The 24,400-nt window shown below is 52.6% G+C and carries 22 protein-coding genes, 2 pseudogenes and 1 riboswitch; of the genes and pseudogenes, 15 read left to right on the top strand and 9 right to left on the bottom strand.

Features of this window, described 5'->3' with window-relative positions; all coding sequences use genetic code 11:
• Position 1 precedes the first annotated feature (1 nt).
• On the top strand, positions 2–610 hold the full coding sequence (gene recR / locus RHI63_RS08490) for a recombination mediator RecR (protein ID WP_206199797.1): 609 nt from the start codon (positions 2–4) through the stop codon (positions 608–610).
• A gap of 166 nt (positions 611–776) precedes the next feature.
• On the opposite strand, the pseudogene RHI63_RS08485 reads toward recR, so the two are convergent.
• A pseudogene (locus RHI63_RS08485) lies at positions 777–1,316 on the bottom strand (response regulator); the annotation flags it as partial.
• Between the two features lie 248 nt (positions 1,317–1,564).
• On the opposite strand from RHI63_RS08485, the gene thrS reads away from it, so the two are divergent.
• Both thrS and RHI63_RS08475 read left to right on the top strand, forming a co-directional pair.
• Entirely contained in the window at positions 1,565–3,382 is a 1,818-nt protein-coding gene (thrS, locus tag RHI63_RS08480) for a threonine--tRNA ligase (protein ID WP_310438215.1), read from the top strand.
• Positions 3,383–3,399: 17 nt separating this feature from the next.
• The gene (locus RHI63_RS08475; protein WP_206199794.1) at positions 3,400–4,182 is read left to right on the top strand and encodes a glycosyltransferase; all 783 of its coding nucleotides are present in this window, start codon (positions 3,400–3,402) and stop codon (positions 4,180–4,182) included.
• 118 nt (positions 4,183–4,300) lie between these two features.
• Here the strand turns inward: RHI63_RS08475 and RHI63_RS08470 are convergent, their stop codons facing one another.
• The gene (locus RHI63_RS08470; protein WP_302676115.1) at positions 4,301–4,750 is read right to left on the bottom strand and encodes a SufE family protein; all 450 of its coding nucleotides are present in this window, start codon (positions 4,748–4,750) and stop codon (positions 4,301–4,303) included.
• 151 nt (positions 4,751–4,901) lie between these two features.
• A riboswitch (cobalamin riboswitch) is annotated at positions 4,902–5,047 on the top strand.
• 291 nt (positions 5,048–5,338) lie between these two features.
• Here RHI63_RS08470 and metE point away from each other — a divergent pair.
• The 5 genes from metE (at position 5,339) to RHI63_RS08445 (ending at position 9,770) form a co-directional block, all read left to right on the top strand.
• Complete coding sequence (gene metE / locus RHI63_RS08465) at positions 5,339–7,591, top strand: 5-methyltetrahydropteroyltriglutamate--homocysteine S-methyltransferase (protein ID WP_310742902.1); 2,253 nt, start codon at positions 5,339–5,341, stop codon at positions 7,589–7,591.
• Between the two features lie 252 nt (positions 7,592–7,843).
• Positions 7,844–7,996: a His/Gly/Thr/Pro-type tRNA ligase C-terminal domain-containing protein gene (locus RHI63_RS08460; protein ID WP_255521535.1), complete on the top strand. Its 153-nt coding sequence runs from the start codon at positions 7,844–7,846 to the stop codon at positions 7,994–7,996.
• A gap of 128 nt (positions 7,997–8,124) precedes the next feature.
• A complete protein-coding gene (locus tag RHI63_RS08455) occupies positions 8,125–8,781 on the top strand; it encodes an NAD(P)H-dependent oxidoreductase (RefSeq protein ID WP_206199791.1) in 657 nt (218 codons plus the stop codon).
• Between the two features lie 171 nt (positions 8,782–8,952).
• Positions 8,953–9,459 carry a GNAT family N-acetyltransferase gene (locus RHI63_RS08450; RefSeq protein WP_225901709.1) on the top strand — a complete coding sequence of 169 codons (507 nt, stop codon included), beginning with the start codon at positions 8,953–8,955 and terminating at the stop codon, positions 9,457–9,459.
• A 44-nt stretch (positions 9,460–9,503) separates the two neighbouring features.
• A complete protein-coding gene (locus RHI63_RS08445; protein ID WP_206199789.1) occupies positions 9,504–9,770 on the top strand; it encodes a DUF5340 domain-containing protein in 267 nt (88 codons plus the stop codon).
• Here RHI63_RS08445 and menA read toward each other — a convergent pair.
• Both menA and RHI63_RS08435 read right to left on the bottom strand, forming a co-directional pair.
• Positions 9,758–10,654, bottom strand: coding sequence for a 2-carboxy-1,4-naphthoquinone phytyltransferase (gene menA, locus RHI63_RS08440; RefSeq protein ID WP_206199788.1), 897 nt, complete (start codon positions 10,652–10,654; stop codon positions 9,758–9,760). The two genes, RHI63_RS08445 and menA, sit on opposite strands and share 13 nt — an antisense overlap.
• Before the next feature lie 33 nt (positions 10,655–10,687).
• A complete protein-coding gene (locus RHI63_RS08435; RefSeq protein ID WP_310438220.1) occupies positions 10,688–11,077 on the bottom strand; it encodes a hypothetical protein in 390 nt (129 codons plus the stop codon).
• A 200-nt stretch (positions 11,078–11,277) separates the two neighbouring features.
• On the opposite strand from RHI63_RS08435, the gene RHI63_RS08430 reads away from it, so the two are divergent.
• The 5 genes from RHI63_RS08430 to RHI63_RS08410 all read left to right on the top strand — a co-directional run bounded on the left by RHI63_RS08430 (position 11,278) and on the right by RHI63_RS08410 (position 19,037).
• Positions 11,278–12,303: a hypothetical protein gene (locus RHI63_RS08430; protein WP_310742901.1), complete on the top strand. Its 1,026-nt coding sequence runs from the start codon at positions 11,278–11,280 to the stop codon at positions 12,301–12,303.
• 70 nt (positions 12,304–12,373) lie between these two features.
• Positions 12,374–14,521, top strand: a complete 2,148-nt coding sequence (locus RHI63_RS08425) for a polyribonucleotide nucleotidyltransferase (RefSeq protein WP_206199785.1) — start codon at positions 12,374–12,376, stop codon at positions 14,519–14,521.
• Positions 14,522–14,533: 12 nt separating this feature from the next.
• Entirely contained in the window at positions 14,534–16,717 is a 2,184-nt protein-coding gene (gene glyS, locus RHI63_RS08420) for a glycine--tRNA ligase subunit beta (RefSeq protein ID WP_310821483.1), read from the top strand.
• A 144-nt stretch (positions 16,718–16,861) separates the two neighbouring features.
• Positions 16,862–17,761: a hypothetical protein gene (locus RHI63_RS08415; RefSeq protein ID WP_225901539.1), complete on the top strand. Its 900-nt coding sequence runs from the start codon at positions 16,862–16,864 to the stop codon at positions 17,759–17,761.
• A gap of 112 nt (positions 17,762–17,873) precedes the next feature.
• A complete protein-coding gene (locus tag RHI63_RS08410) occupies positions 17,874–19,037 on the top strand; it encodes a GuaB3 family IMP dehydrogenase-related protein (RefSeq protein WP_206199783.1) in 1,164 nt (387 codons plus the stop codon).
• On the opposite strand, the gene RHI63_RS08405 is transcribed toward RHI63_RS08410, so the two are convergent.
• From RHI63_RS08405 to RHI63_RS08385, 5 genes are read right to left on the bottom strand one after another with little or no spacing between them, the layout of a single operon-like run.
• Positions 19,034–19,714: a C40 family peptidase gene (locus tag RHI63_RS08405; protein ID WP_206201670.1), complete on the bottom strand. Its 681-nt coding sequence runs from the start codon at positions 19,712–19,714 to the stop codon at positions 19,034–19,036. The two genes, RHI63_RS08410 and RHI63_RS08405, sit on opposite strands and share 4 nt — an antisense overlap.
• Positions 19,715–19,737: 23 nt before the next feature.
• Positions 19,738–20,463, bottom strand: coding sequence for a phosphoribosylformylglycinamidine synthase subunit PurQ (gene purQ, locus RHI63_RS08400; RefSeq protein ID WP_310438225.1), 726 nt, complete (start codon positions 20,461–20,463; stop codon positions 19,738–19,740).
• Complete coding sequence (locus RHI63_RS08395; RefSeq protein ID WP_206199781.1) at positions 20,460–21,065, bottom strand: hypothetical protein; 606 nt, start codon at positions 21,063–21,065, stop codon at positions 20,460–20,462. Before RHI63_RS08395 ends, purQ begins: the two co-directional genes overlap by 4 nt.
• Positions 21,066–21,070: 5 nt before the next feature.
• Entirely contained in the window at positions 21,071–21,340 is a 270-nt protein-coding gene (purS, locus tag RHI63_RS08390) for a phosphoribosylformylglycinamidine synthase subunit PurS (protein WP_206199780.1), read from the bottom strand.
• A 3-nt stretch (positions 21,341–21,343) separates the two neighbouring features.
• Positions 21,344–22,303, bottom strand: coding sequence for an SPFH domain-containing protein (locus RHI63_RS08385; RefSeq protein WP_310821482.1), 960 nt, complete (start codon positions 22,301–22,303; stop codon positions 21,344–21,346).
• A 239-nt stretch (positions 22,304–22,542) separates the two neighbouring features.
• Between RHI63_RS08385 and RHI63_RS08380 the strand changes: the two genes are divergently transcribed.
• A complete protein-coding gene (locus RHI63_RS08380; protein WP_310821481.1) occupies positions 22,543–23,949 on the top strand; it encodes a UbiA family prenyltransferase in 1,407 nt (468 codons plus the stop codon).
• A pseudogene (locus RHI63_RS13090) lies at positions 23,946–24,352 on the top strand (GtrA family protein). Before RHI63_RS08380 ends, RHI63_RS13090 begins: the two are co-directional and overlap by 4 nt.
• Positions 24,353–24,400 lie beyond the last annotated feature (48 nt).

The following is a 24,400-nucleotide window of genomic DNA, read 5'->3' as shown; positions in this document are numbered from 1 at the left end:
CATGAGTAGTGTCTATACCCGTCCCCTTGCTCGTCTCATTGAGCAGTTGCAACGCCTGCCGGGCATTGGCCCCAAGACCGCCCAACGTCTTGCCCTTCACCTGATCAAACGTCCCGAGGCTGATATTCAAGCCTTGGCGCAAGCTCTCCTTGAAGCGAAACAGCAGGTGGGGCTTTGTTCCGTGTGTTTTCACCTCTCTGCCGAACCCGTGTGTGACATCTGTGCCTCCCCCCAGCGAGACAATCATCTCCTTTGTGTGGTGGCTGATTCCCGCGATGTCATTGCCATTGAAAAAACCCGCGAGTACCACGGCAAGTACCATGTCTTGGGCGGACTCATTTCGCCCCTAGAGGGCATCACCCCCGAACACCTGCACATTCAACCTCTGATTCAGCGCGCCAGCCAACCGCAGGTGCAAGAGGTGATCTTGGCCATCAACCCCAGTATTGAAGGGGAAACGACCACTCTCTATGTGGGGCAGCTGCTGCGGCCTTTTGTGAAGGTCACTCGCATTGCCTTTGGCCTACCGGTGGGCGGTGATCTCGACTATGCCGATGAAATGACCCTTGCCCGTGCCCTTGCCGGTCGCCGGGAAATTGAGTGGCAGTAGCTTAGTGCCCCCCCTGCAATCGCCGCAATGCCGTCACAATTTGGTGAATGGCTCGCTTCAGTTGCTCGACCTCGTGGTGTAACCGCTGGTTTTCCGCTTCCAAAGCGGCGAGGCGATTGTCATCCCCACCACTGCCTGTTGCCGCTGGTTGCTGTTGCAGTTGCGCAACCGTTGCTTGGAGTTGAGCAAAGTCATTTGCCTTGACAGATTGTGCCTGCAAAGCTTGAATGGCACCTTCAAGGGCGGCCAGTTTGTCATAGACGGGGGTGAGATCCACAGCGACGGGAGCCGCTACTTCCGCAGGAGCTGCTGCTTTGACGGGTCTGGGCTTACGGGCTTTGCGAAAGGCCTCTTGAATTGCTGCTTCGAGTTGTTCTTTTTCAAAGGGCTTCTCAATGAACTCAAACCACTCAAAGGGTTCTTGGAGCTTTTCGGTGACCTCTTCCTTGCGCCCTGACATAATTACGAGGGGGATAGCGCCAAGGAGATCATTTTTCTCCAATTCTTGATAGACTTCCCAGCCGCTCACCTTCGGCAGCAGAAAATCCAGCATGATCAACGTCGGCTCAGACTGCTCAATGAGTTGCAGACCTTCACGGCCATCCTTGGCCTCAAGGATTTCGTAGTCGCCCTCTGGCAACATCTCGCGGACGCGCATCCGGATTACTTTACTGTCATCAATGACAAGGACTTTGCGGCTAGTCACGGAAACACTCCATTCTATACAAGATTCCTATAGCAAGAGATTGTGAATAGAGGGCGGCAGTGGCATGACCACTACGTGATTTCAACCTTAGCATAGCCCTATCTTTTGGAGTTGGCCACTCGCCTTACACTGCGGCAAAGCGTCCCTGAACCCAAAAATTTGGGGTCAAAGACCCACCCTTGAGGGCAGGAGAATGTCACAATAGAAGTCTCAGCCGGATGAAAGATTTGTTAGATAGATCAGCCCCTATGCCAGAGTTTGCTGCTGCCCCTATCCACCTTCCCAAAACCAGTGAATCGGAGCGGATCAAGCGTATTCGCCACACCACGTCCCATATTTTGGCAATGGCAGTCCAGAAGCTGTTTCCCAAGGCGCAGGTCACAATTGGCCCTTGGACTGAGAGTGGATTTTATTACGATTTTGACCACCCCGAACCCTTCAGCGAAAAAGACCTGAAGCTCATTGAAAAGGAGATGGTCAAGATCATTAAGCGCAAGTTGCCGGTGATCCGCGAGGAAGTGACCCGTGAGGAGGCCGAGCGCCGCATCCGCGAGCTAGGGGAACCCTACAAGCTGGAAATTCTCCAAGACCTCGAGGAGCCAATTACGATTTACCACTTGGGGGATGAGTGGTGGGATCTCTGTGCGGGACCTCACGTTGAAAATACGGGCGAGATTAACCCCAAGGCGATCGCCCTTGAAAGTGTTGCCGGTGCCTACTGGCGCGGCGATGAAACCAAAGCCCAACTGCAGCGCATCTACGGTACTGCTTGGGAAACCCCAGAACAACTGGCGGAATATAAACGCCGCAAAGAAGAAGCCCTGCGCCGTGACCACCGCAAACTGGGCAAAGAGCTGGGTCTCTTTATTTTCGCTGATCCTGTAGGACCAGGGCTACCCCTGTGGACTCCTAAGGGAACGATTCTGCGCTCAACCCTCGAGGAGTTTCTCAAAAAAGAGCAAATGAAGCGGGGATATCTACCGGTGGTGAGTCCGCACATTGCCCGTGTGGATCTATTTAAGACCTCTGGCCACTGGCAAAAGTACAAAGAGGATATGTTTCCCCTGATGGCCGAAGATGCTGAGGCGGCAGCCAACGAGCAGGGCTTTGTCCTCAAGCCAATGAACTGCCCCTTCCACATTCAAATCTATAAAAGTGAGTTGCGCTCCTACCGTGACTTGCCCCTACGGTTGGCGGAGTTTGGTACGGTTTATCGCTATGAGCAGTCCGGGGAATTGGGGGGCTTGACGCGGGTGCGGGGCTTTACCGTTGATGACTCCCACCTTTTTGTCACGCCAGAGCAGTTGGATGCCGAGTTTTTGAATGTGGTTGATCTCATTCTCTCGGTCTTTCGCTGTCTGCGTTTAAATAAATTCAAGGCACGGCTGAGCTTCCGCGATCCCAAATCCGACAAGTACATTGGCTCCGATGAGGCTTGGTCAAAGGCGGAGTCAGCAATTCAGCGAGCGGTAGAACAGTTGGGCATGGAGCATTTCTTGGGGATTGGGGAGGCCGCCTTCTATGGCCCCAAGCTCGACTTTATCTTTGAGGATGCCCTCGGTCGCGAGTGGCAGTTGGGAACGGTTCAGGTGGACTACAATTTGCCTGAGCGCTTTGATTTGGAATACGTTGCTGAGGACAATACCCGCCGCCGACCGGTGATGATTCACCGTGCCCCCTTTGGCTCGCTGGAGCGGCTCATTGGCATTCTCATTGAGGAGTACGCAGGGGATTTCCCCTTCTGGCTGGCACCCGAGCAAGTGCGCCTGTTGCCCGTGGGGGATGAGCAACGCCCCTATGCTGAACGTGTGGCCGCTCAACTGCGAGAGCAGGGCATCCGCGTGAGTGTGGATCGCACGGGCGATCGCCTAGGTAAACAAATCCGCAATGCTGAAACCCAGAAAATTCCTGTGATGGGCATTGTGGGTGCCAAGGAAGTCGAAAGCGAGACCGTGAGTATCCGCACCCGTGCAGCGGGAGATGTCGGCGCCTTGTCTGTTGAACAACTCATCGAGAAACTGACATCGGCAGTGAATGCAATGGATGCCGAGATTCAGTGGCAGTAGCTAGAGGTTAACTCATTATGAGCTATCCTTTTATATCAATCATTACGGCAACTCTCAATGTCGAAGATACGATTACTCGAACCATTAAAAGCCTTCAAGATCAAACGGATAAAAACTTTGAATGGATTATTGGAGATGGTGCTTCAACTGATAGTACCATTAGTATTATTCAGTCTACAAAGGGCTTAAATATAAAAATTATCTCAGAACCAGATTTTAGTTTATATCATGCGATCAATAAATCACTTAAAATTGCAAGTGGAGATTATTATCTTGTTTTAGGTGCTGGAGATGTACTAGAACAGAATACAATAGAGTTGTTTAGAAAAGCTGCTTGCTCTACGAAAGCAGATATACTATCAGCACATGTGTGGGTAGGTAAACGATTAAAGCGCCCTAATAGGGGGAGACCGTATTTGTTTTCAGCCGGAGCCTACATATCTTCCCATGCTGTTGGCACTTTAATTAAAACCGATCTTCATAGGCAACTAGGATACTATTCCTATAGATTTCCAGTTGGCGCAGACTACTTCTTTATCAAAACTGCTATTCAAAATGGCTGTAAGTTTCACAGATGCGATTTTATTGCTGGAGAATTTATGCTTGGCGGTATTTCATCAACTGATAAATTATCAGTTTTATGTGATTTCTTCCGTTTACAGGTAGAAACCGGAGAAAATTTGCTTTTACAAATATTAATTCTTATTTGTGCTTTATTTATTCGAGTTGTTATTCCTAAGTATATACCTTCTCTAATATGGGGTACAAGCACGAGTGCTAAATCCGCAAACGAAGCTTAATGTCCCCGTTGCGGGGATTGTTGCGTCATCCTACAACTAAGGGATTATCCTCCTTCGTAAGGGTGTTCTCTAGCACCCAGCCCAGCTTTTGCTGCTGTAGTCCCATCAGCTGAGATTTTTAAGTGTGACACGAAGTCTCAGCCAAGTGATAGGCTAGGGCTTGCTGTTGCATTGTTCGAAAAATGTTGTAAAAGCCATTGGCTCGCGAGGGGGTTAAGCTGACATTCAGTCCGGTTTGCTGAATAAAGTCAGGTTTTAACTGGAGGATTTCTGCAGGTGTCAACCCACTCAACCCTTCAACCAATAGCCCCACTAATCCCTTCGTCACTTGAGCGTCAGAATCCCCCTGAAAAATCACCTTGCCCTGCTCTAAAGAGGCCATCACGTACACTTGGGAGACACAGCCGGGTACGCGGTTGGCGGCAACCTTCTGCTCCTCAGGAAATGGCGGCAGGCGCTTTGCAAAGCTCAGCAAGTATTCATAGCGCCGCTTTGGATCTGAGATCTGTTGGAACCGCTGAACAATGCGATCGAGGGAAGCCGGTAAAGGCTGGCAGGCGGAGGGCATATTTACCTAGAAGAACGCTGCTGAGAAAAATGATAACTATTTCTCATTTTAGCCTCAGCAGTTGCACAATAACGGCAGCAGTCAACCTAGGGGCAGCTTTTCATACCAATAGACCGCCGTGCTCTTACCCTTAACTCATAACTTGTGTTAGCCTTGAATGTACTCACTCGGTTCTGGTGGGGATCAGCCATCAGACGCAAGGGGGAAAGTGCAGTGCAAATCTGCCGCTGTCCCGCAGCTGTGATGAGAGGCACTACTCTCTCAGTCAGAATGCCCGCCGAGTTGTGAATGTCGTTATGCCAACATCTGCGAGGTACAGATGATGTTCTTCATGCTTCAATTTTCATTAATTTGCCTAGGTAAAGAACCCCCCTACCGCCCTTTTCTGGCAACGTTGCTGCCGTTGCTGTAGCACAAGTGATTTTGGAGATTTTCAAGCACCTACAAGCACTTAGACAAGGGGTTGCTCTTGCAGTGACCCACGTTAGGTTCTGCTGATGATGCTGGAAGTGTACTGCTTGTTGGGCTGAAAACAGCTATCTTTCTTTGTCTATTGAGAGAACTGTCAAAACTCAGGGTACTGCAACAATGACCATTCAAACTGCAACGCTAGGCTACCCCCGCATTGGTAAAAATCGTGAGCTGAAAAAGGCATTGGAAGCCTTTTGGAATGGCAAATATAATCAAGAAAATTTGCTACAAACAGTTCAAGAGATTGAATTGGCAAATTGGCAAACGCAACTGCAGGCTGGCATTGATCGCATTGGCGTTGGCGATACCAGTTTTTACGATCCCGTCCTTGACTGGAGTGTCCGCCTCGGCCTCATCCCACAGCGGTATCAAGCCTTTACAGGGCTGGAGCAATACTTTGCAATGGCTCGTGGCAAAGAGAGGATTCCAGCTCTTGAGATGACCAAATGGTTTGACACCAACTATCACTACTTGGTTCCCGAAATGAGTCAGCCTCTTCAGGCAGCGGACTTTAGTGATTTTCTGGGCATCATTGGTCGCGCCCAAAGGGTCTTGGGCGATCGCGCCGTTCCCATGGTGCTAGGGCCTTTAACCCTGCTACGGCTGAGTCGGCTGCAGATGAATCTAGAGGAAGCGTTGTCTTGCCTAGTGGAGCGCTATCTTATCCTGTTGGCTGAATTGAAGAACCTAGGGGTGGTTGAGGTACAAATCCACGAACCTGCCTTGGTTTTTGGGGACACCAACAACTTCAGGGAATTGTATGAATCAACATTTGATGCGCTCTGTCAAGTTGGCTTGCCGATTTACCTAGTGACCTACTTTGATGATCTCGGCGCTGCCTATCCTTGGGTGGTGACGTTGCCCGTAGCCGGCATTAGTCTAGATTTTACCCGTGGGCAGAACTTGGCATTATTGCAGCAGTATGGTTTCCCAAGGGATAAACAGCTGGGAGTGGGTATTGTGGATGCCCGAAACATTTGGAAAATTTGCCCAGAACCTGTCGTGTCAACCTTGGCAGCGATTCAGGGTATCACAACTAATATCCGGTTGCACCCCTCAGCCTCTTTACAATTCGTCCCCTACGATGCAGCACGAGAAGTGAAGTTACCAGAGCCATTGCGGCGGGTGTTGAGTTTTGCCGAACAAAAGTTGGATGAGGTGGTGCTATTGGCACAGACGCTGCAGGAGAGTCCCAAAGCCCTTGCCCAGCACCCCCAATTGGCAGAGATTGAAGCCCAGTGGCAGGCCTTTAAGGAATTTAGCCCTGTGAATCCAGTGGTACAACAGCGGTTGCGCAATTTAACCGTCAACGATCTGGAACGGGCTATGCCCTATGAACAACGCCGCCAACTGCAGCCCACCTTACCGCTCTTTCCGACAACTACCATTGGTTCTTTTCCGCAAACCCCAGAAGTGCGGCAATTGCGGGTGAAGCTCAAGCGCGGAGAAATCACCCTTGCTGAGTACCAAGCAGCAATTGATGCTGAAATTGCCAAATGCATTCGATTGCAGGAAGAAATTGGCCTAGATGTATTGGTGCATGGTGAGTTTGAACGCACCGACATGGTGGAATTCTTTGGCCAGAAGCTCACTGGTTTTGCCTTTACTGAACACGGCTGGGTGCAAAGCTATGGCAGTCGCTGTGTGCGTCCACCCATTATTTATGGGGATGTAGCGCGAACCGAGCCAATGACGGTGCGAGAGTTTAAGGTGGCGCAATCGTTGACACAAAAAATCGTCAAGGGTATGCTGACGGGGCCGGTAACAATGATTAACTGGTCTTTTACCCGCACCGATATTCCGCGTAGCGAACAGGCGATGCAGATTGCCTTGGCTCTACGGGATGAAGTGGCCGATTTAGAAGCTGCTGGGGCAAAGATTATCCAGATTGATGAACCCGCTTTACGGGAAGGATTACCCCTCAAGCCGGAACGTTGGCAGGAGTACTTGGCTTGGGCCGTCGATGCGTTTCGGTTGGCGGCTGGTGTGGCTAAGCCAGAAACTCAAATTCATACCCACATGTGCTATTCGGAGTTTGGCGACATTATTCAACATATCGAGCGCCTAGATGCAGATGTGTTGTCCATTGAAAATAGCCGCAGTAACAATGAAACGCTGTTTGAAATTACTGATGCCGGCTATCAACAGCAGGTGGGCAATGGTGTTTATGATGTTCATAGTCCGGCAGTTCCCACTGTTGAGCAGATGGTTCAGCAGCTGGAGACTGCGATCGCCCATCTACCCAGTGACCAGATTTGGGTTAACCCAGACTGCGGTCTGAAAACCCGTCGCTGGGAGGAAGTGATTCCCTCACTGAAAAACATGGTGGCCGCCGCCCAGCAATTGCGAGGGGCTCGTCTTACCAGCTGAGGATCTGTTGTTGCTGCCAGCGCACCGTTGCCCCCTTAAAATCGCAGGATTTTTCCACCACTCAAAACTGCGTTTCCATTCCTGCGATTAGGGGCGCAATGCTTGTAAGAAGGCTGCCTCGCCTAAAGACCTGCTCCATGATTGGTAGGGGCACCTGATCCTCGGCTGATAGGATATCCGCGTGAGTGTGGATCGTACGGGCGATCGCTAGGTCAACAAATCCGCAATGCTGAAACCCAGAGAATTCCTGTGATGGGCATTGTGGGTGCCAAGGAAGTCGAAAGCGAGACCGTGAGTATCCGCACCCGTGCAGCGGGAGATGTCGGCGCTTTCCCTGTTAAGGAACTGGTTGAAAAACTCACCTCTGCCATGACTGCGATCGATGCCGATATTCAGTGGCAATAGTGGGCAATTGATCTACAGGGCAGTTGACCTCACCTTTAATAGTTTGTCAAAATGAGCGGCGAGTGGTTCTCGCGATCGCGTAGCGTACCCTTCGGGTAATCGCTCTAATCAATTCTCTAGGGAACAGAATGACTGAAACACCGATTTCACCAACAACGGTTTTGCAACAACTACAATGGCGCTACGCCACGAAGAAATTTGACCCCAATCGCAAAATTCCTGCGGATCTATGGCAAACACTTCTACAAAGTCTGGTACTGGCTCCTTCTTCCTTTGGCCTGCAACCGTGGAAGTTTTACGTCATTGAGACGCCTGCGCTACGCCAAGCCCTGCTCCCCCACACTTGGAATCAACGGCAGGTGGTGGATGCCTCCCACTTAGTGGTATTTGCCATTAAAACCAATCTCAATGCTACGGACGTCGATCGCTACCTTGCACGGCAAGCGGAAGTCCACCAAACCGCAGTGGAAAATCTGCAAAAGTATGGGGACTTGGTCAAGGGCTTTTTGCAGTCACCCCCCTACCCCCTCAATGTTGATGAATGGTCAACCCGCCAAGTCTATATTGCTTTGGGTCAGTTTATGCTGACGGCGGCGCTGCTGGGCATTGACACCTGCCCGATGGAGGGTTTCTTGCCCCAAGAATATGATCGCCTTCTCGGTCTACCTGCCCAGGGTTATCATGCCGTCGTTCTATGTGCAGCGGGCTATCGAGCGGCCGATGACAACTATGCGACTTTGCCCAAGGTACGCTATCCCCTAGAGGCAGTTGTGGAAGTGCGCTAAGGTTCACGAATTGACCCCGCTGGACATAGGCTAAGCTAGAAATAGCTCGGTACAAACGTTTGTATGTCTTTGCACACCGATGATCCCATTGACCACAATTTAGTTGATTTAGAAATCGTTCCCGCCAAAGAAGAAGAGCGCTCTGAACCCACCAACATTATTATTCGCGAGATGGGCATTGACGACATTGCCCCTGTATTTCACCTTGGTGAGGAACTCTTCACCAGTGATCTGTATCCCTCGCTGTATCGCATCTGGGATGAGTGGGAGGTTATTGGTTTCTACAACACCGATCCCGAATACTGTCTGGTGGCCGAAGCTGACTCGCAAGTGGCAGGGTTTATCTTAGGCACAATTATTAGCAAAGCCCCTTGGGTCTATGGCTACATTAACTGGCTGGGGGTACATCCGCAGTATCAACGGCGGGGGATTGCCGACAAGCTCGTAGATAAGCTCATTGAACGCATGATTGAGGAGGGGGCGCGATTTATGCTGGTGGATACCGATCCGGCCAACACGCCCGCAGTGAAGTTCTTTACCCGTAAGGGCTTTGGCAATCCGCGGCGGCATGTCTTTTTTTCGTTAAACTTAACCAAGCACGAAATCTATGGCCGGCTGATTGCCTACGAGCGCGATCGCTCCGAGCGGTTGACCTATCGCCGTCCCCGCCGCCGCTAGAAAGCGGAAATCTAGATAGTTGTTCCTTGGAGGTGTCTGCCCCGGTGACTCTTTCTTCTGCCCCCTCAGATGAGATTCCTGTTCCTGCCCACATCCATTACGAGTTAGCGCTGCAAATTTTGGAACAGGTCTCGTTGCCCGCCCTCCCTCCCCACTCCAGTGGTTACCAGCAACTCCATAGTGCGGTCATTCATCTGCGCAAAGCCCTGCGGCTGCAAAAGCAGTTTGAAGAGGAATGGCAATTGAGAGGCGGCAGTGTGGAGTACCAATGGTCGCTGAATCGCGATCGCCCCCCAGCTCAGAGCAAGTAACCCAATCCCAAGAGCAAGCTACTCCAAAAATGCAGTTGCACCGCAATAAATTTCGAGTTCTTGATCTGCTCAGGGACACTGTGAAATTGCGCCATCCGCTGGCACAAATAAATCGCCCAAGGCAGTGAACTCAAAGCCAGCAGTGTTGGCCATGGCAGGATTCCCCATGCGACACTGGCCAGCAACACCCCATAAAAAAGACCACAGGCACCATAGACCAGTTGAGCACTGCGAGCTGTCCCTAAGCGCACGACCGGCGAACGTTTGCCAGCGGCTAGATCATCGGCCACTTGGTGAAAGTGGGAGCAAAAAAGAATCAGTGTTGTCGTCAGACCATTGAGGATAGCCACTGGCCAAATACTAGGGCTAAAGGTTTGCACTTGGCTATAGTAGGCAGCAGCGATCGCCAAAGGTCCAAAGCAGATAAAACAAATCGGCTCCCCCAAGCCCAAATAGCCCAAACGAAAGGGCGGGCCTTGGTAGCTATAGCCTAGGGCACAGCAGAGCAATACCAACCCTAAAACCGTTGCATCCTGTTGCAACCAACTAATGGCCGCAATCCCCAGTAGCCCCAAGAGTAAGCAGAGGTTGCTCAGCCAGAAGATGAGTTGCTTTTTGCCCGTGAGATTGACGACTGAATGGTACTTGTGGCGATCGATCCCCGTTTCGGCATCAAACACATCATTACTGAGATTCAGCCAAACCAAAATCAGCACTGCCGCTGTCAGAAACAACCCAAAAGGCCACCAGTGCACCCTTCCCGTTTCGGCGATCGCCACCGCTGTGCCCAACCAAATGGGCATCACTGCCACACTGTACATGGGAAGTTTAATCGCCGCCCACCACAAACGGGAGCGATCTATCGATTCTGACGGACTAGCCATCTCACCTATACTTGAGTCACCTTCGTCAGCATATCATTGCCGCTCCTGTCCATAGATCGCTTGTTTCGCTGCCCAAATGGCCTGCCGCAACGCTGGATTATTCAGCTTATAGCTATAGATGCCCAAGTCCCGCGCTAAGGCCACCAGTTGTGGGCGAGTCAGCCGCTCTAGCTCCGCGATCGTCAGCGTTTCGATAGTGGGTTGAGGCGGGCACAGTCGGCGTTCAAGGGCGGCCACTTGCTGTTCTAGGGCACTCAGTCGCTGCAAAACTGTGGGACAGGCCATCTCCGTCGGCTGAAGAGATTGTTGCAAAATTTTACGAATTGCCTCACTAAGGGAACCGCATCCCTGCTGGACTTGCCAGCGTTGGAGTTGGCCATAGAGTTCAGCATCTAAACGAAGCGTGATCTTTTTGTGGGGCATGACTGAAATTCAAAAAAAAACCGACAAACTTACTTACAGTCTGTCGGCTCGTTGTGTGTTCCCTGTTGATGACTCGGATAGTACTGAGTCACTATTTAGTATGACCCATCCCCCGATAGAATGACTGTGACGATGATCACAATTTAGCCGCCTTTTATTGCGTTTCACCAAATTCTCTCATTAGACTTTCCAAATCCCCTATGACCTCTCCCCTAGACGGTACGATTATTTTGCCCGACAACCCCCTGAGCGTCCCCCTACGGCGGCGTTTACTCCATGTGAATGGGATAGGGAGCGATGCTGCCAAGCAACGGCGGGATTTGAACCGCCTTGCCGAACTCACAGCGGCTCACCCTTTAGAAGTTCGCGGCATTCACAATCAGACCCATGGCTTCCAAGCAGATCTTTTGGAAAGTTTCCTCGGTAAGGCAGAACTCTATCGTTTTTGGCCCCAGACCCCAGCCCCAGACCCCAGCAAGGATCGCCGCTATGAGTATGCTAAACTTCTTGGCCAACTGATGACTCAAGATCTGACCGATGATGCGGATATTCTGGCGATCGCCCAACCGAGCCAACTGCAACAGCGCCCCCTCGATATTAACAGCACCGCTGACTTAACGAAACTCCTTGACCTCTCGTTCCTACAAAAATTAGGCTGGGGGGATTTTGCCCAGTATCTCTACGGTGCCTTTCCAGCCGGTGCGCCGCGTCCCACCCTGCGGTTGGCCTATGAAATCGTCAAGGGGTTACAAGCGGGAGCCGAATTGTACCTTGTCGCCCATAGCCAAGGGTTAATTATTACTGCCCTTGCCTGTCACATTGTGCGGCAATTGCTGCTGCCGCAAACGAAATGGATGGAGACGGTGCATCTCATTGGCTATGGCCCGGCCATTTTCTTTGCGGATTTGCCGCCAGAGCTACAGCCGCGAACCATCCTAATTCAACACCGTCAAGATGTGGTGGCCGAAACCCTGAGCAATCTTCGCAATGTCGATCTGTGGACTAACTTGCAAACCCAGATGGAAAAAGCTATTCACTACGCTGATGATCTGTTGAAAGTGCTCGGTCAAGATAGCCACCACTCTGCCAGTTTCTATTTGGGGTTACAGGACAGCCCCAGCAGCCGGCGATCGGCAGAACTGATACAAATTTTATTAACCCAAAGCTGGACAGCCACCCCCAGTCTTGCCGTCCTTGGGGGCACACGGCTGATCCTTGAACTTTAGCGGATGAGTGGCAGAAGCGGCTATCCTAGTAGAGAGAAAGAAATAGGAAGAAGGAAAAAATAGAACGCCAATGAAGGGTCTAGAAAAGATTATCCCCCTAGATGGACGGGATATTAAGGTAGTATTGCAAAAATTTGCCCCCCAAGCTGCCGGTTCCATTCTCATTAGTTCGGGAGAAACGGCTGTACTCGTGACGGCGAATCGTGCCGCCGCTCGCGAAGGCATTGATTTTTTACCCCTTGTGGTGGATTACGAAGAGCGCCTCTATGCCGCTGGGCGGATTCCCGGCGGTTTTTTACGGCGTGAGGGTCGCCCCCCCGAAAAAGCGATTCTCATTGGTCGCCTGATTGACCGGCCGCTGCGCCCCCTCTTTCCCCAATGGTTGCGCGATGATCTGCAAGTAGTAGCCACGACGGTTTCCTTGGATGAAAATGTTCCCCCCGATGTATTGGCGGTAACGGGAGCCTCGATCGCTGTTCTTTTGGCGCAAATTCCCTTTAATGGTCCAATGGCAGCAGTGCGGGTGGGCCTTGTGGGGGATGAGTTTATTATCAACCCCACCTACAAAGAAATTGAGCGCGGTGGCTTAGATCTGGTCGTGGCCGGCTCTCCCGATGGCGTGGTGATGGTGGAGGCCGGTGCCAATGAGCTGCCCGAAGCCGACATGATTGAAGCTATTGACTTTGGCTATGAGGTGATCCAAGACCTGATTCAAGCGCAGCGGGATCTCCTCAAGGAATTGGGCATTGACATTGTCCACGCGGAACCGCCGGCGATCGACCCCACCTTGGAAAACTTCATCTACGATCGCGCTGTTGAACCGGTCAAAGCCATTCTCAAACGCTTTGAAAAGGACAAAAATGTTCGCGATGCTGCCCTCGATGAGGTGCAAGGGGCGATCGCCCAAGAAATTGCTGCCCTGCCAGCGGATCACCCGGTCGCAGTGGCGGCAGCGGAAAACCCGAAAGCCCTGCCTACCCTCTTTAAGGCCGTGACGAAAAAACTCATGCGGCAGCAAATTATTGAAGAAGGGGTGCGAGTGGATGGCCGCCGTCTCGATGAAGTGCGTCCCATTTGGTGTGAGGTGGGGGTTCTGCCAGAGCGGGTTCATGGTAGTGCCCTCTTTAATCGCGGCTTGACGCAGGTGATGTCTGTGACCACCCTCGGTTCTCCTGCCGATGCCCAAGCCCTTGATGATCTGCATCCCGAGGACAGCAAACGTTATCTGCACCACTACAACTTTCCCCCCTACTCTGTGGGTGAAGTCAAACCCCTGCGATCGCCCGGGCGGCGGGAAATTGGCCATGGTGCCCTCGCAGAGCGTGCCCTCGAACCGGTCATTCCTCCCAAAGAGGAGTTTCCCTATGTGATTCGCGTCGTGTCGGAGGTGCTCTCTTCCGATGGTTCTACCTCCATGGGATCCGTTTGTGGTTCCACCCTCTCCTTGATGGATGCCGGGGTACCGATCCGTAAACCCGTCAGTGGGGCGGCCATGGGGCTGATCAAGGAGGGCAATGAGGTGCGCATCCTCACCGACATTCAGGGGATTGAAGACTTCCTTGGCGACATGGACTTCAAGGTAGCCGGCACCGATAGCGGTATTACCGCTCTGCAAATGGATATGAAAATTACTGGCTTGCCCGTTGCCGTGATCAAGCAGGCGATCGAACAGGCACGTCCGGCACGGCTCCATATCCTTGAGAAAATGCTGGCGGTGCTGGACAAACCCCGTCCACAACTGCCCCCCAGTGCGCCACGACTGCTGACGTTGCAAATTCCCCCCGATATGATTGGCCTTGTCATTGGTCCCGGTGGTAAAACCGTGCGGGGTATCTGCGAGCAATACAACGTCAAGGTGGATATTAGTGAAGAAGGGCTGGTCACCATTACTGCCCCCAATGAAACCAACGCCAAGCAAGCACGGGCGGCCATTGAGGGTCTGACGCGAAAGCTCAACGCCGGTGATGTCTATCTGGGCAAGGTGACGCGGATTATTCCCATTGGCGCTTTTGTCGAGTTTCTCCCCGGCAAGGAGGGGATGATCCACATTTCCCAGTTGGCGGAATATCGCGTTGGCAAAGTCGAGGACGAAGTGAAAATTGGCGATGAAATTGTCGTCAAAATCCGTGAGGTGGACAGCAAAGGTCGCATTAACTTGACCCGCCTTGGTATTCATCCCGACGAGGCCGAAGCCGCCCGCAGTAGCTCCGTTATCTAGCCCATGGTCACCATGCCCAAGTCATCACCGCATACGTTCCTCTTGGAGGTGGGAACCGAGGATCTCCCCGCCCGCTTTGTCAGTAGTGCCCTGCGCCAGTGGCACACCCTGATTCCCCAAACCCTCAAGGAACAGGGACTGGAGGGGGAAGTCAAAGTCTGGGCAACCCCGCGCCGCTTAGCGGTACTGATTGAGGGGTTACCGCCCCAGCAACCCGATCAAGCAATTGAAATCAAAGGGCCAGCGGCCAGCGTGGCCTTTCGCGAGGGGGAACCTACCCCTGCCCTATTGGGGTTCTTGCGATCGCGCCAAGGTCGTCTTGAGGAAATTGAAATCCGTCCCACGGAAAAAGGAGAGGTAGTCTATCTCAAGCAAGTTCGCCCCGGCCAACCGACGTCCCAACGATTGACCGAGTTGGCACCACAGTGGATTGCCGCCCTTGAGGGTGCCCGCTTCATGCGCTGGGGGGATGGGGATTTGCGGTTTTCGCGTCCCATTCGGTGGCTAGTGCTGCTGTGGGATGAGCAGGTACTGCCCTTGGTCTTGGAGAGCCATTCCGTGCGCATTGCCAGCGATCGCACCACCTATGGCCATCGCGTCCTTTCTCAAGGGGCTATTGTCCTCAAGCATGCCCAAGACTATGAAGCTGCCCTTGAAACGGCGGGAGTCTTGGTAGATCCAGAGGTTCGCCAGCAACGGATTCGCGAGCAAATTGCTGCCCTTGCTGCGGAAGCGGGGGGATGGGTGGATTTAGAGGTGCCCCTTTTGGAGGAAGTCACCCACCTCGTGGAATGGCCAACGGCGGTTTTGGGAAGTTTTGAAGCGCGGTTTCTTGCCCTGCCCCTTGAGGTGATTACCACCGTATTGGTGTCCCATCAGCGGTATTTTCCCGTGTACACCGATGCCACTCGCCAAGCGCTGCTCCCTGTATTCATCACGATTAGCAATGGCGACCCTGCGGCCACCCCCTTGATTCGTGCTGGGAATGAGCGGGTGATTCGTGCTCGCCTAGCGGATGCCGAGTTCTTCTACAAGGCGGATACGGCACAGCCCCTAGAGCACTATCGTGACAAACTAGCCACGGTTACCTTCCAAGATGAATTGGGATCCATGGCCGACAAAGTGGAGCGGCTAACCACACTGGCTCGTCAAATTGCCACCGCCTTAAATTGTGCGGCTGCGGACGTTGCTGCCATTGAACGCACGGCCTGCCTGTGCAAAGCGGATCTAGTGACGCAGATGGTAGGGGAATTTCCGGAACTCCAGGGCTACATGGGGCAAGTGTATGCCACGGTCTCCGGGGAAGCGCCAGCGGTGGCCACGGGGATTTTTGAGCATTATCTGCCGCGTTTTGCTGGCGATCGCCCGCCCCAAAGTCTCACGGGTCAGGTGGTGGGACTCGCCGATCGCTTGGATACTCTTGTCTGCCTTTTTGGTATCGGCCTGTGTCCCACGGGTTCATCAGACCCCTTTGCCCTACGGCGGGCAGCCAATGCCGTGATCACCATTCTCTGGCAGGGGGAACATCACTTGGATTTCCTCGCTCTGCTACAGGAGTCTGCCCAAGCCTTTTGTCGCCAATTTGCCGCCAAGCTCAGTGCCGCTGACTTAGAGCAGCAACTGCGGCAGTTTTTTAGCCAACGGCTGCGAACCTTACTGCAAGAAGATCTTGGCATTGAGTATGACTTGGTGAATGCCGTCATTCCAGAGGATCAGCCGGAGTTGCAGACGCGTGCCCTCAGGGATGTGGTGGATGCCCGCGATCGCGCCCAATTTCTCCAAAAACTGCGCCAATCCGGTGAACTGATGACGATTTACCCCACGGTAAACCGGGCAACTCGCTTGGCACGCCAAGGCACCCTAGGGACAGACTGCCTGAATATCCGTGCCGTCAAGGCCAAGCACCTCGCAGCCCCCATTGAAAAGGAATTCTATGCCGCCCTCAAGGACATCTTGCCCACCGTCCAGCAAGCTCAAGTGCAGCGCGCCTATGGCGAGATTGTTCGTGCCCTAGCCTCCTTGGCTCCGATTGTCAGTCGCTTCTTCGATAGCGAGGAAAGTGTACTGGTGATGGCAGAGGATGCAACGGTACGTGCCAATCGCTTAGCGCTCCTTGGTCTATTGCGCAATTGTGCGGCAATTATTGGCGATTTTGGGGCGATCGTCCAAATCGAGAGCGTTGCATCCAGCTCATAGTTCTCACAACTTTTGGCAGGAACAAAAGTGTTGCTTAGCTCACAGCGGCAACGCATAATTGAGAGTACCCCAATTGAGAATTGCCGTGGCCTGTTCATCTGAGCAGGCGCTCAGTTGGTGTTTAGACTGTTTGCGAGAATTGCCATGACTGCTGAACCCCCGGCCAAGCGCCCCCGCGCCAAGAAGACCCCAGCGACTCCGCCAACGCCTTCCCCTGAGTTAGAAACCAAATCTCGCCCAGAAATTCTCGGTGTTGCGGTAGCGGGTAGCTCACCGCCCAAGGTCAATACTGCTCCTGAAGAAGCGATTTCTGAGCAAGAAGATCTTCCTTCCCGTCCCCAGCCGATCCCGCCCCCCAGTGAACGGATGCAATATCGGGCGATCGGGGTTGTGCGCGGTCGCTATGTACCCGCTTCGGAGGAGGAGTTCAACCGCGGGGTGATGATGACCGAGGATGGCGTGGAAATTGAAACCGTCCTCTTGGGGCAGGTGATGAACCTGATTAAAAAATATCTCGACCTGAATGAACCCCACCTCTGGGTGGTCTATCCCCGCACCCGCGACGTTGACAAAGAAGCGGTGAAACTGCACCTGCAAATTGTGGGCGTATGGGAGCCGGAGCGCCTGCAACAGGCCAATGCCACAGCAGCGGATCCCGGCGTCAATGACGGCTACTTTTCTGTACGCGGAGAAGTGATCTTCAACTCCCAAGAAAAGAACTTTGTCGTCGTTAAAATTCAACAGTTGCCGCGTCGGCGGGGCGAGAAACCCAAAGCTTTCAAACTGAAACTAACAGGAACCGTGCCTATGAAGTCACCCGGATACTTTTGGGACTTTCAGGTACAGCGACAGGGCACAAGTCTAGTGGTTCAGGAGGCAGCCACGGTGGGTATTTTGCCCCCCCGCAAAATCAAGAAGCCCAAGAAAGCCAAGGCACGGCCAGCCCGTCCCCAGCGCCCTCAGCGTCCCGGTTCATCGACCATATCGCCGCGTCCGACCCCCTTTCGCCCGGTTCGGCGATCGCCCAATCCCCCATTGAACTAGCGCCAAGGCATGGCTTGTCGAAGTGTTGTAAATTTTTGTAAATTTGTTGCACTGTCAACAACAACTTAGACACCGTACTTGATCCTTTAGCCCACCTACTGCGAGGAACACCATGACGATTCAACTAGGGGGACATCGCACCGCCCGTCGCGCCTACGGTATTGATGAAATTGCCCTTGTCCCCGGCAACCGCACTCTTGATCCCCAGCTGGCCGATACCCGCTGGCGCCTTGGTTCCATTGAACGGGAAATTCCGATTATTGCCAGTGCCATGGATGGGGTCGTGGATGTTACGATGGCCGTCAAACTCAGCCAAATGGGGGCACTGGGCGTCCTCAACCTTGAGGGGATTCAAACCCGCTACGAAGATCCAGCACCGATTCTCGAACGCATTGCCAGCGTCAGTGTTGATGAATTTGTGCCCCTGATGCAGCAGTTGTATGCCCAGCCGATTCAGCCCCACCTCATTGAAAAACGCATTCAAGAAATCAAATCCCAAGGGGGGATTGCTGCCGTCAGTTTAACCCCAGCGGGGGCTAGTCGTTTTGGCGATGTTGTGGCAGCGGCGGGGGCCGATTTGCTCTTTGTCCAAGCCACGGTCGTCTCACCGGCTCACCTTGCCCCTGAGGGGACAGAACCACTCGATCTTGCTGCTTTTTGTGAACGGATGCCAATGCCCGTCATTTTGGGGAATTGCGTCACCTATGAGGTGGCCCTCAGTCTCATGCACTGTGGTGCAGCAGCGATTCTGGTGGGGATTGGGCCGGGGGCAGCCTGTACTTCCCGGGGCGTGCTTGGGGTGGGGGTGCCTCAGGTCACGGCGATCGCTGACTGTGCAGCGGCACGGGATGCCTATTTTGAAGAGACGCAACGCTATGTGCCTGTGATTGCCGATGGGGGCCTTGTCACGGGTGGCGATGTCTGCAAGTGTATTGCCTGCGGCGCAGATGCGGTGATGATGGGATCCCCCTTTGCCCGTGCCAAAGAAGCCCCCGGTCGCGGTTATCACTGGGGGATGGCCACGCCTAGTCCGGTGCTGCCTCGGGGGACGCGCATTCATGTCGGCACCACTGGCACCCTTGAGCAGATTCTGCGGGGACCGGCTCAGTTGGATGATGGTACCCACAACTTTCTTGGGGCATTGCAAACCAGTATGGGCACCCTTGGCGCCAAGGATCTGCGGGAAATGCAGCAGGTGGAGATTGTCATTGCTCCTTCCCTGCTCACGGAAGGCAAGGTCTATCAAAAAGCGCAAAAACTGGGGATGGGGCGCTAGCCTAGGGGCAGATAGCTATAGTCAATGCGGCCACCGCCGCGAAACTGCTGCTGATAGGCGATGCTGACGGGATCTTCACTGGGGTAGAGGGTATCAATGCCAATGCCATTGCGGCCATATTCTTTGCCAGAGCTATGGATATACTGTCCCTGCCCCAGATAGAGACCCACATGGGTCGCCTTTTCACGCGTACCGAAAAACACCAGATCACCCCGCTGAAGCTGGGGTAAGGTTTCCTCAATGGAGTTGCTCCCTAGGGGCGTGGCAAAGGCCTCCTGCTGATAAGCATCACGGGGCAGCCAAATGCCTTGACTGGCAAAACTGGCCTGCATCAAGCCAGAACAGTCGTAGTTGGGAGCAACGGTTCCGCCCCAGAGATATTCATGGGGAACCTGCTGTGCCGCGCAGCAAAAGGCAATCACCTCTTCAAGGACAGCCTCGATGTAGGCGCGATCGCGGGCAATGGGTTGATAGGACTGAGTGGCGGGTGTGAGATGGCGGTAATCCTGTGGATCCAGCCAGCCCCAGTATTCATCCTCAGCAAGTTGCACGTAGGTACGTTCAGCCCCCAAAGCAGGTGCCCAGAGCAAGCGTCCTGCTGCCCCTTGGGTCGCCAAGCGATCGCCCGTGGGGGCATCATAGAGGTTGACGGTTGCCGTCAGTTGATGAAGTTGCATCGCCTCCAAAGACGAAAACACCTCTAAACCTCAGCCGCAGCCATCAAAAGCGATTTGAACAATTGCAGGCCATCCAACGTGTGATCACTGGGGGAGTGGCTCAAGGCGGGGTCAGCGGCGCGCTCAGGGTGGGGCATCATTCCTAACACATTGCCAGCAGCATTGCAAATACCCGCGATATTGTTGAGCGAACCATTGGGATTACTCTCAGGGGTGACATTCCCTTGGGCATCGGCATAGCGAAAGAGGACTTGGCGGTTGGCTTCCAGTTCAGCGAGGGTGGCGGCATCGGCGTAGTAGCAGCCCTCACCGTGGGCAATGGGCAAGCGAATCACCGTTTTATCGCCATAGGCCTGTAGCCACGGGCGTTCCTTGGCTTCTAAGCGCAAATACACGCGATCGCAAATAAAATGCAAGTCCCGATTGCGCACTAGAGCACCGGGGAGCAGTTTGGCCTCGGTCAGGATTTGAAACCCATTACAAATGCCCAGCACCCATTTGCCAGCGGCGGCATGGTCTTTGACGGCGGACATAATTGGTGAGAAGCGGGCGATCGCCCCACAGCGCAAATAATCACCAAAACTGAAGCCCCCCGGTAGCACAATCAAATCATAGTCACTCAGATGGGTCTCTTCGTGCCACAGCAGTTGAGTGGGCCAGCCGAGAATCTCACTCGTGACGTAGGCCACATCGCGATCGCAATTGGATCCGGGAAAAACCACAATCCCCACGTTTAGGGCATGACTCACAGCAATCCATCCATCACGTCAGTAATCGGCTTTAACTTGGCAGGGGCATGGAGTAGCTCAATATCCCGTAGCCAGACCACACCGCGTCCCATGAATTCCACCCCAATTTTAATCAAGCCAGGGGTCTGGGGTTCTGGTTTCAGGTGAAAAGGCACTTCACACAGATGCCAATCGCGATCGCCCACGAGGGAAACCGTGCGCGAAAATGTCCAACCAAAGGGTTGACTGCGGCTGAGAACCAGTTGCCCTCCCTCAGGCAGCATCCCGGTTTTCACTAGGGCGCGACACAGGAGCAACTGATCTCCCCCTTGGGCAGAAGGCACTTCCAACCACAGGTGGGCTTCCGGCAGTTCAAAGAGGGGAATTGTTTGCGGCCAGTGGGACTCCAGATACCAAGCGGCGCCTTCAACCCTGAGACCAGAGCCAGCAATGGGTTGATCGACACCCGCCCGAAAAAGGGCAATGCGTTGGAACGGGGCTGCAGGTTCCGGTACCTGAAGCAAGGGGGCAAGGGTCTCCGCCAAGGACTGTAATCCCGATTCAATCCTGGCCTTGATGCCCGCCTCGATACTGGCTAATAGATCATCCCACCAGTTGAACATCGTGCCTATCCTGCGGCAGTTGCCAGCTCCTGCAATTCAATGCGAAAGGTTTCAATCACGGGGTTGGCCAACAGTTGATCGGCAATGTGGGTGAGTTGTGCCTCGGCAGTGGCGCGATCGCTGGCCTCTAGGGTGAGTTCCACCAGTTTGCCAATGCGCACCGATTGTACATTCGTATAGCCGAGATGATGAATCCCCGCCTGTACCGCGACGCCTGCGGGATCTAACACCGATGGTCGCAGCGTAACAAAAACCTGTGCCTGAAATTGTGCCATGGACTATACCTCGCGGGGGGACTGCTCGATCAGGGACTTCACACCCTCAATCGTTGCCGGGATACTGCTGGGATCCATAAATAGTACTTTACTGCTATCACTATGGCCAATGGTGCGTCCCATATCTAAATAGCCCTGAGCAAGGAGAAACTGGAGCGCTTCCTTCGCCTTCGGATCTTCACGCAGTGCTGCGGCAATAATCTTCATTGCTTCTGCAGTTCCTTGGGCACGCAAAATCTGATCTTGGCGCTCCGCTTGGGCACGCAACACCACCACTTTTTGTTCTGCTTCCGCTGCCAGAATAGCGGCTTTTTGTTCGGCCTCGGCGGCTAACACTTGAGCTTCCGCTTTACCTCGAGCCGAGTTGATCGCTGCTTCCCGTTCCCCTTCAGAGGTGAGAATCGCAGCGCGTTTTTTGCGCTCAGCGGACATTTGCAGTTCCATCGACTCTTGAACCGCCTTCGAGGGGGCAATATCCCGCAGTTCCACACGGGTCACCTTCACCCCCCAAGGATCGGTGGCAATATCCAGATCCCGCAGGAGATTCTCGTTCACCTGAGTGCGGGCGGTAAAGGTTTCATCCAGCTCTAGCTTCCCCATTTCTGCTCGAATCTGCGTTTGCACCAGATTCACCATTGCCATCGTCAGGTTTTCCACCTTGTAGTAGGCGCGCTCCATATCAATAATCCGCCAATAGACAACGGCATCCACCGTAATCGTCACATTGTCACGGGTGATACACTGCTGCGGCGGAATATCTAAGACCTTTTCCCGAATCGTTTGCTCAAAGACCACGCGATCAAGGAGCGGCACTGTAAAATTTAGCCCCGGTTCCAAGCGACGGCTATAGCTGCCTAACCGCTCCACCAAGGCCATATTGCCCTGATTGACAATGCGCACAGAGTTAGCGATACCCCAGCCTCCAAACCCCAGTAGAAACAGCAGGCCAAAGAGTTCACCCATAGTTTCCGTTCCCGAATCAGTTCACTACTACTCTAGTAGCTGGCGGCCTAGGTTGGGCTACAGCAGCGGCTAATTCATAATCTGTTACTCGCCTTTAGCTGACCTAGGATTGCTGATTCTGGCACCTTGGATCAACGATTTTGGTTAATACCCTCATGCAGTTCATGGAAAAGAATGGGTTAAGCGGTAGCTTACTTTAAGCTGACCAAGAACATAGCGCAAGTCTTAAACGGTAAAAGATGGTTTATCTTCTTATCGATCTAGACAATACACTGCTGAGGACGGATATTCTGCTGGAATTAATCTGTTCTTCTTTGGCTCAGTCTCTAGTTACATTCTTTCAAACAAGAAGCTTTCATCGCGCCCAGATTAAAAGAAAATTAGCTAAACTCTCTGAAATAGATGTTACAGCACTGCCCTATAACTCGGAGGTTATTCAGTATATCCAAGCTTGGAAAGCAAAGGGGGGTAAGGTTGCTCTCGTCACTGCCACTGATCAACTCATTGCTGATAAGATTGCTGCCTATTTAGGGCTTTTTGATGAGGTTTATGGTTCTGATGGCCAAGTTAATTTGAAGGAAGGAAATAAAGCAAGGTTTATCGTAGAGCGTTTTGGTGAGAAAAATTTTATCTACATAGGGGACTCTGAGGCTGATTTGCCTGTGTGGGCAGTTGCGGCCAAAGCAATTACGGTCAATGCCTCACCTCGGCTGTGCAAAAAAGTTGAGCAAATTAACCCCAATGTAGAACATCTAGGTACCGCAAAACGAAGCATTCAACCCTACCTGAAAGAAATCCGCCCCCATCAATGGGTGAAAAATAGTTTGGTCTTTGTGCCAATGCTAGCGGCACATCAATTTGATTTACCAACCTTTTGGATTTCGCTGGTGGCAGCGGCTGCTTTTAGTCTGACGGCGTCCAGTGTCTATGTCTTAAATGATCTTTTGGATTTGCAGGTCGATCGCGCCCATCCTCGGAAGCGTCATCGTCCCTTTGCTGCTGGCGATCTTCCCCTCTGTCATGGCATCTGGATGATTTTAGTGCTTTTAGGACTGGGAATGGCGATCGCCACCACCATTAGTTGGCCATTTCTGGGCATTCTGCTGGCCTATTATGGTCTCACAACTGCCTACTCCTTTTACCTAAAGCGACGGATTATTATTGACATTTGCACGCTGGCTGGTCTTTACACCATTCGCATCTTTGCGGGTGCGGTTGCCACAAAAATTTCCCTTAGTGTCTGGCTTTTGGCCTTCTCCATCTTTTTCTTCTTTTGCCTAGCAACAGTCAAGCGGCAAGCAGAACTGGTGGATCATCGTCACCGTAAACAACTCAAGGCCAGTGGTCGGGGCTACCACATTGACGATTTGCCGATTATTAGCATGATGGCCATTGGGGCGGGTTATGTCTCAATTTTGGTGCTGGCGCTCTATATCAACTCTCCCCAAGTGCAGCTTCTTTACACAAGACCACAGGTGCTCTGGGGCATTTGCTGTGTGCTTCTATACTGGATTACAAGAACCATTATGATTACCCATCGGGGTTTGATGCACGATGATCCAATTGTTTATGCAATTAAAGATCGCCAAAGTCAACTCTGCTTCTTGATCTGCCTATTTCTCTTTATAATTGGTGGGATTCTATGAGTTTGCAAACTCTGATTATTCGCTATACAGTTTTTGCGGTTATTGCCACCTTTATGAATTTATTTTTTCAAAGGATGATATTACTCATTGATAATAGTTTCCCTTATTTTATAACCGCAGTGGCAGTGGGTACCCTCGTGGGTTTGGTAGTGAAATACTATCTGGATAAGCGCTGGATTTTTTTGATCATAAAAAGGGTGTGCATCACTATAGCCGTCAATTTAGTCTGTATGCTTCGATGGGGATTTTCACAACGACCATCTTTTGGGGATTTGAAACTGTATTTTGGTTGATTTGGCAAAGCCATTTCATGCGCGAAATTGGCGCCATTATTGGTCTAGCCATTGGCTATGTGGTCAAGTATCACTTGGATAAGCGATATGTCTTCTCCCATGACGCCTAAGGGTTCTCTTAAAACGCTCTGCGGCTGGGGGCGGTATCCTGTGCAGAC

It is taken from the genome of Thermosynechococcus sp. GLH187 (assembly GCF_031583395.1).
Lineage (GTDB): Bacteria > Cyanobacteriota > Cyanobacteriia > Thermosynechococcales > Thermosynechococcaceae > Thermosynechococcus.
This window is presented reverse-complemented; position numbering and strand designations above follow the sequence as displayed.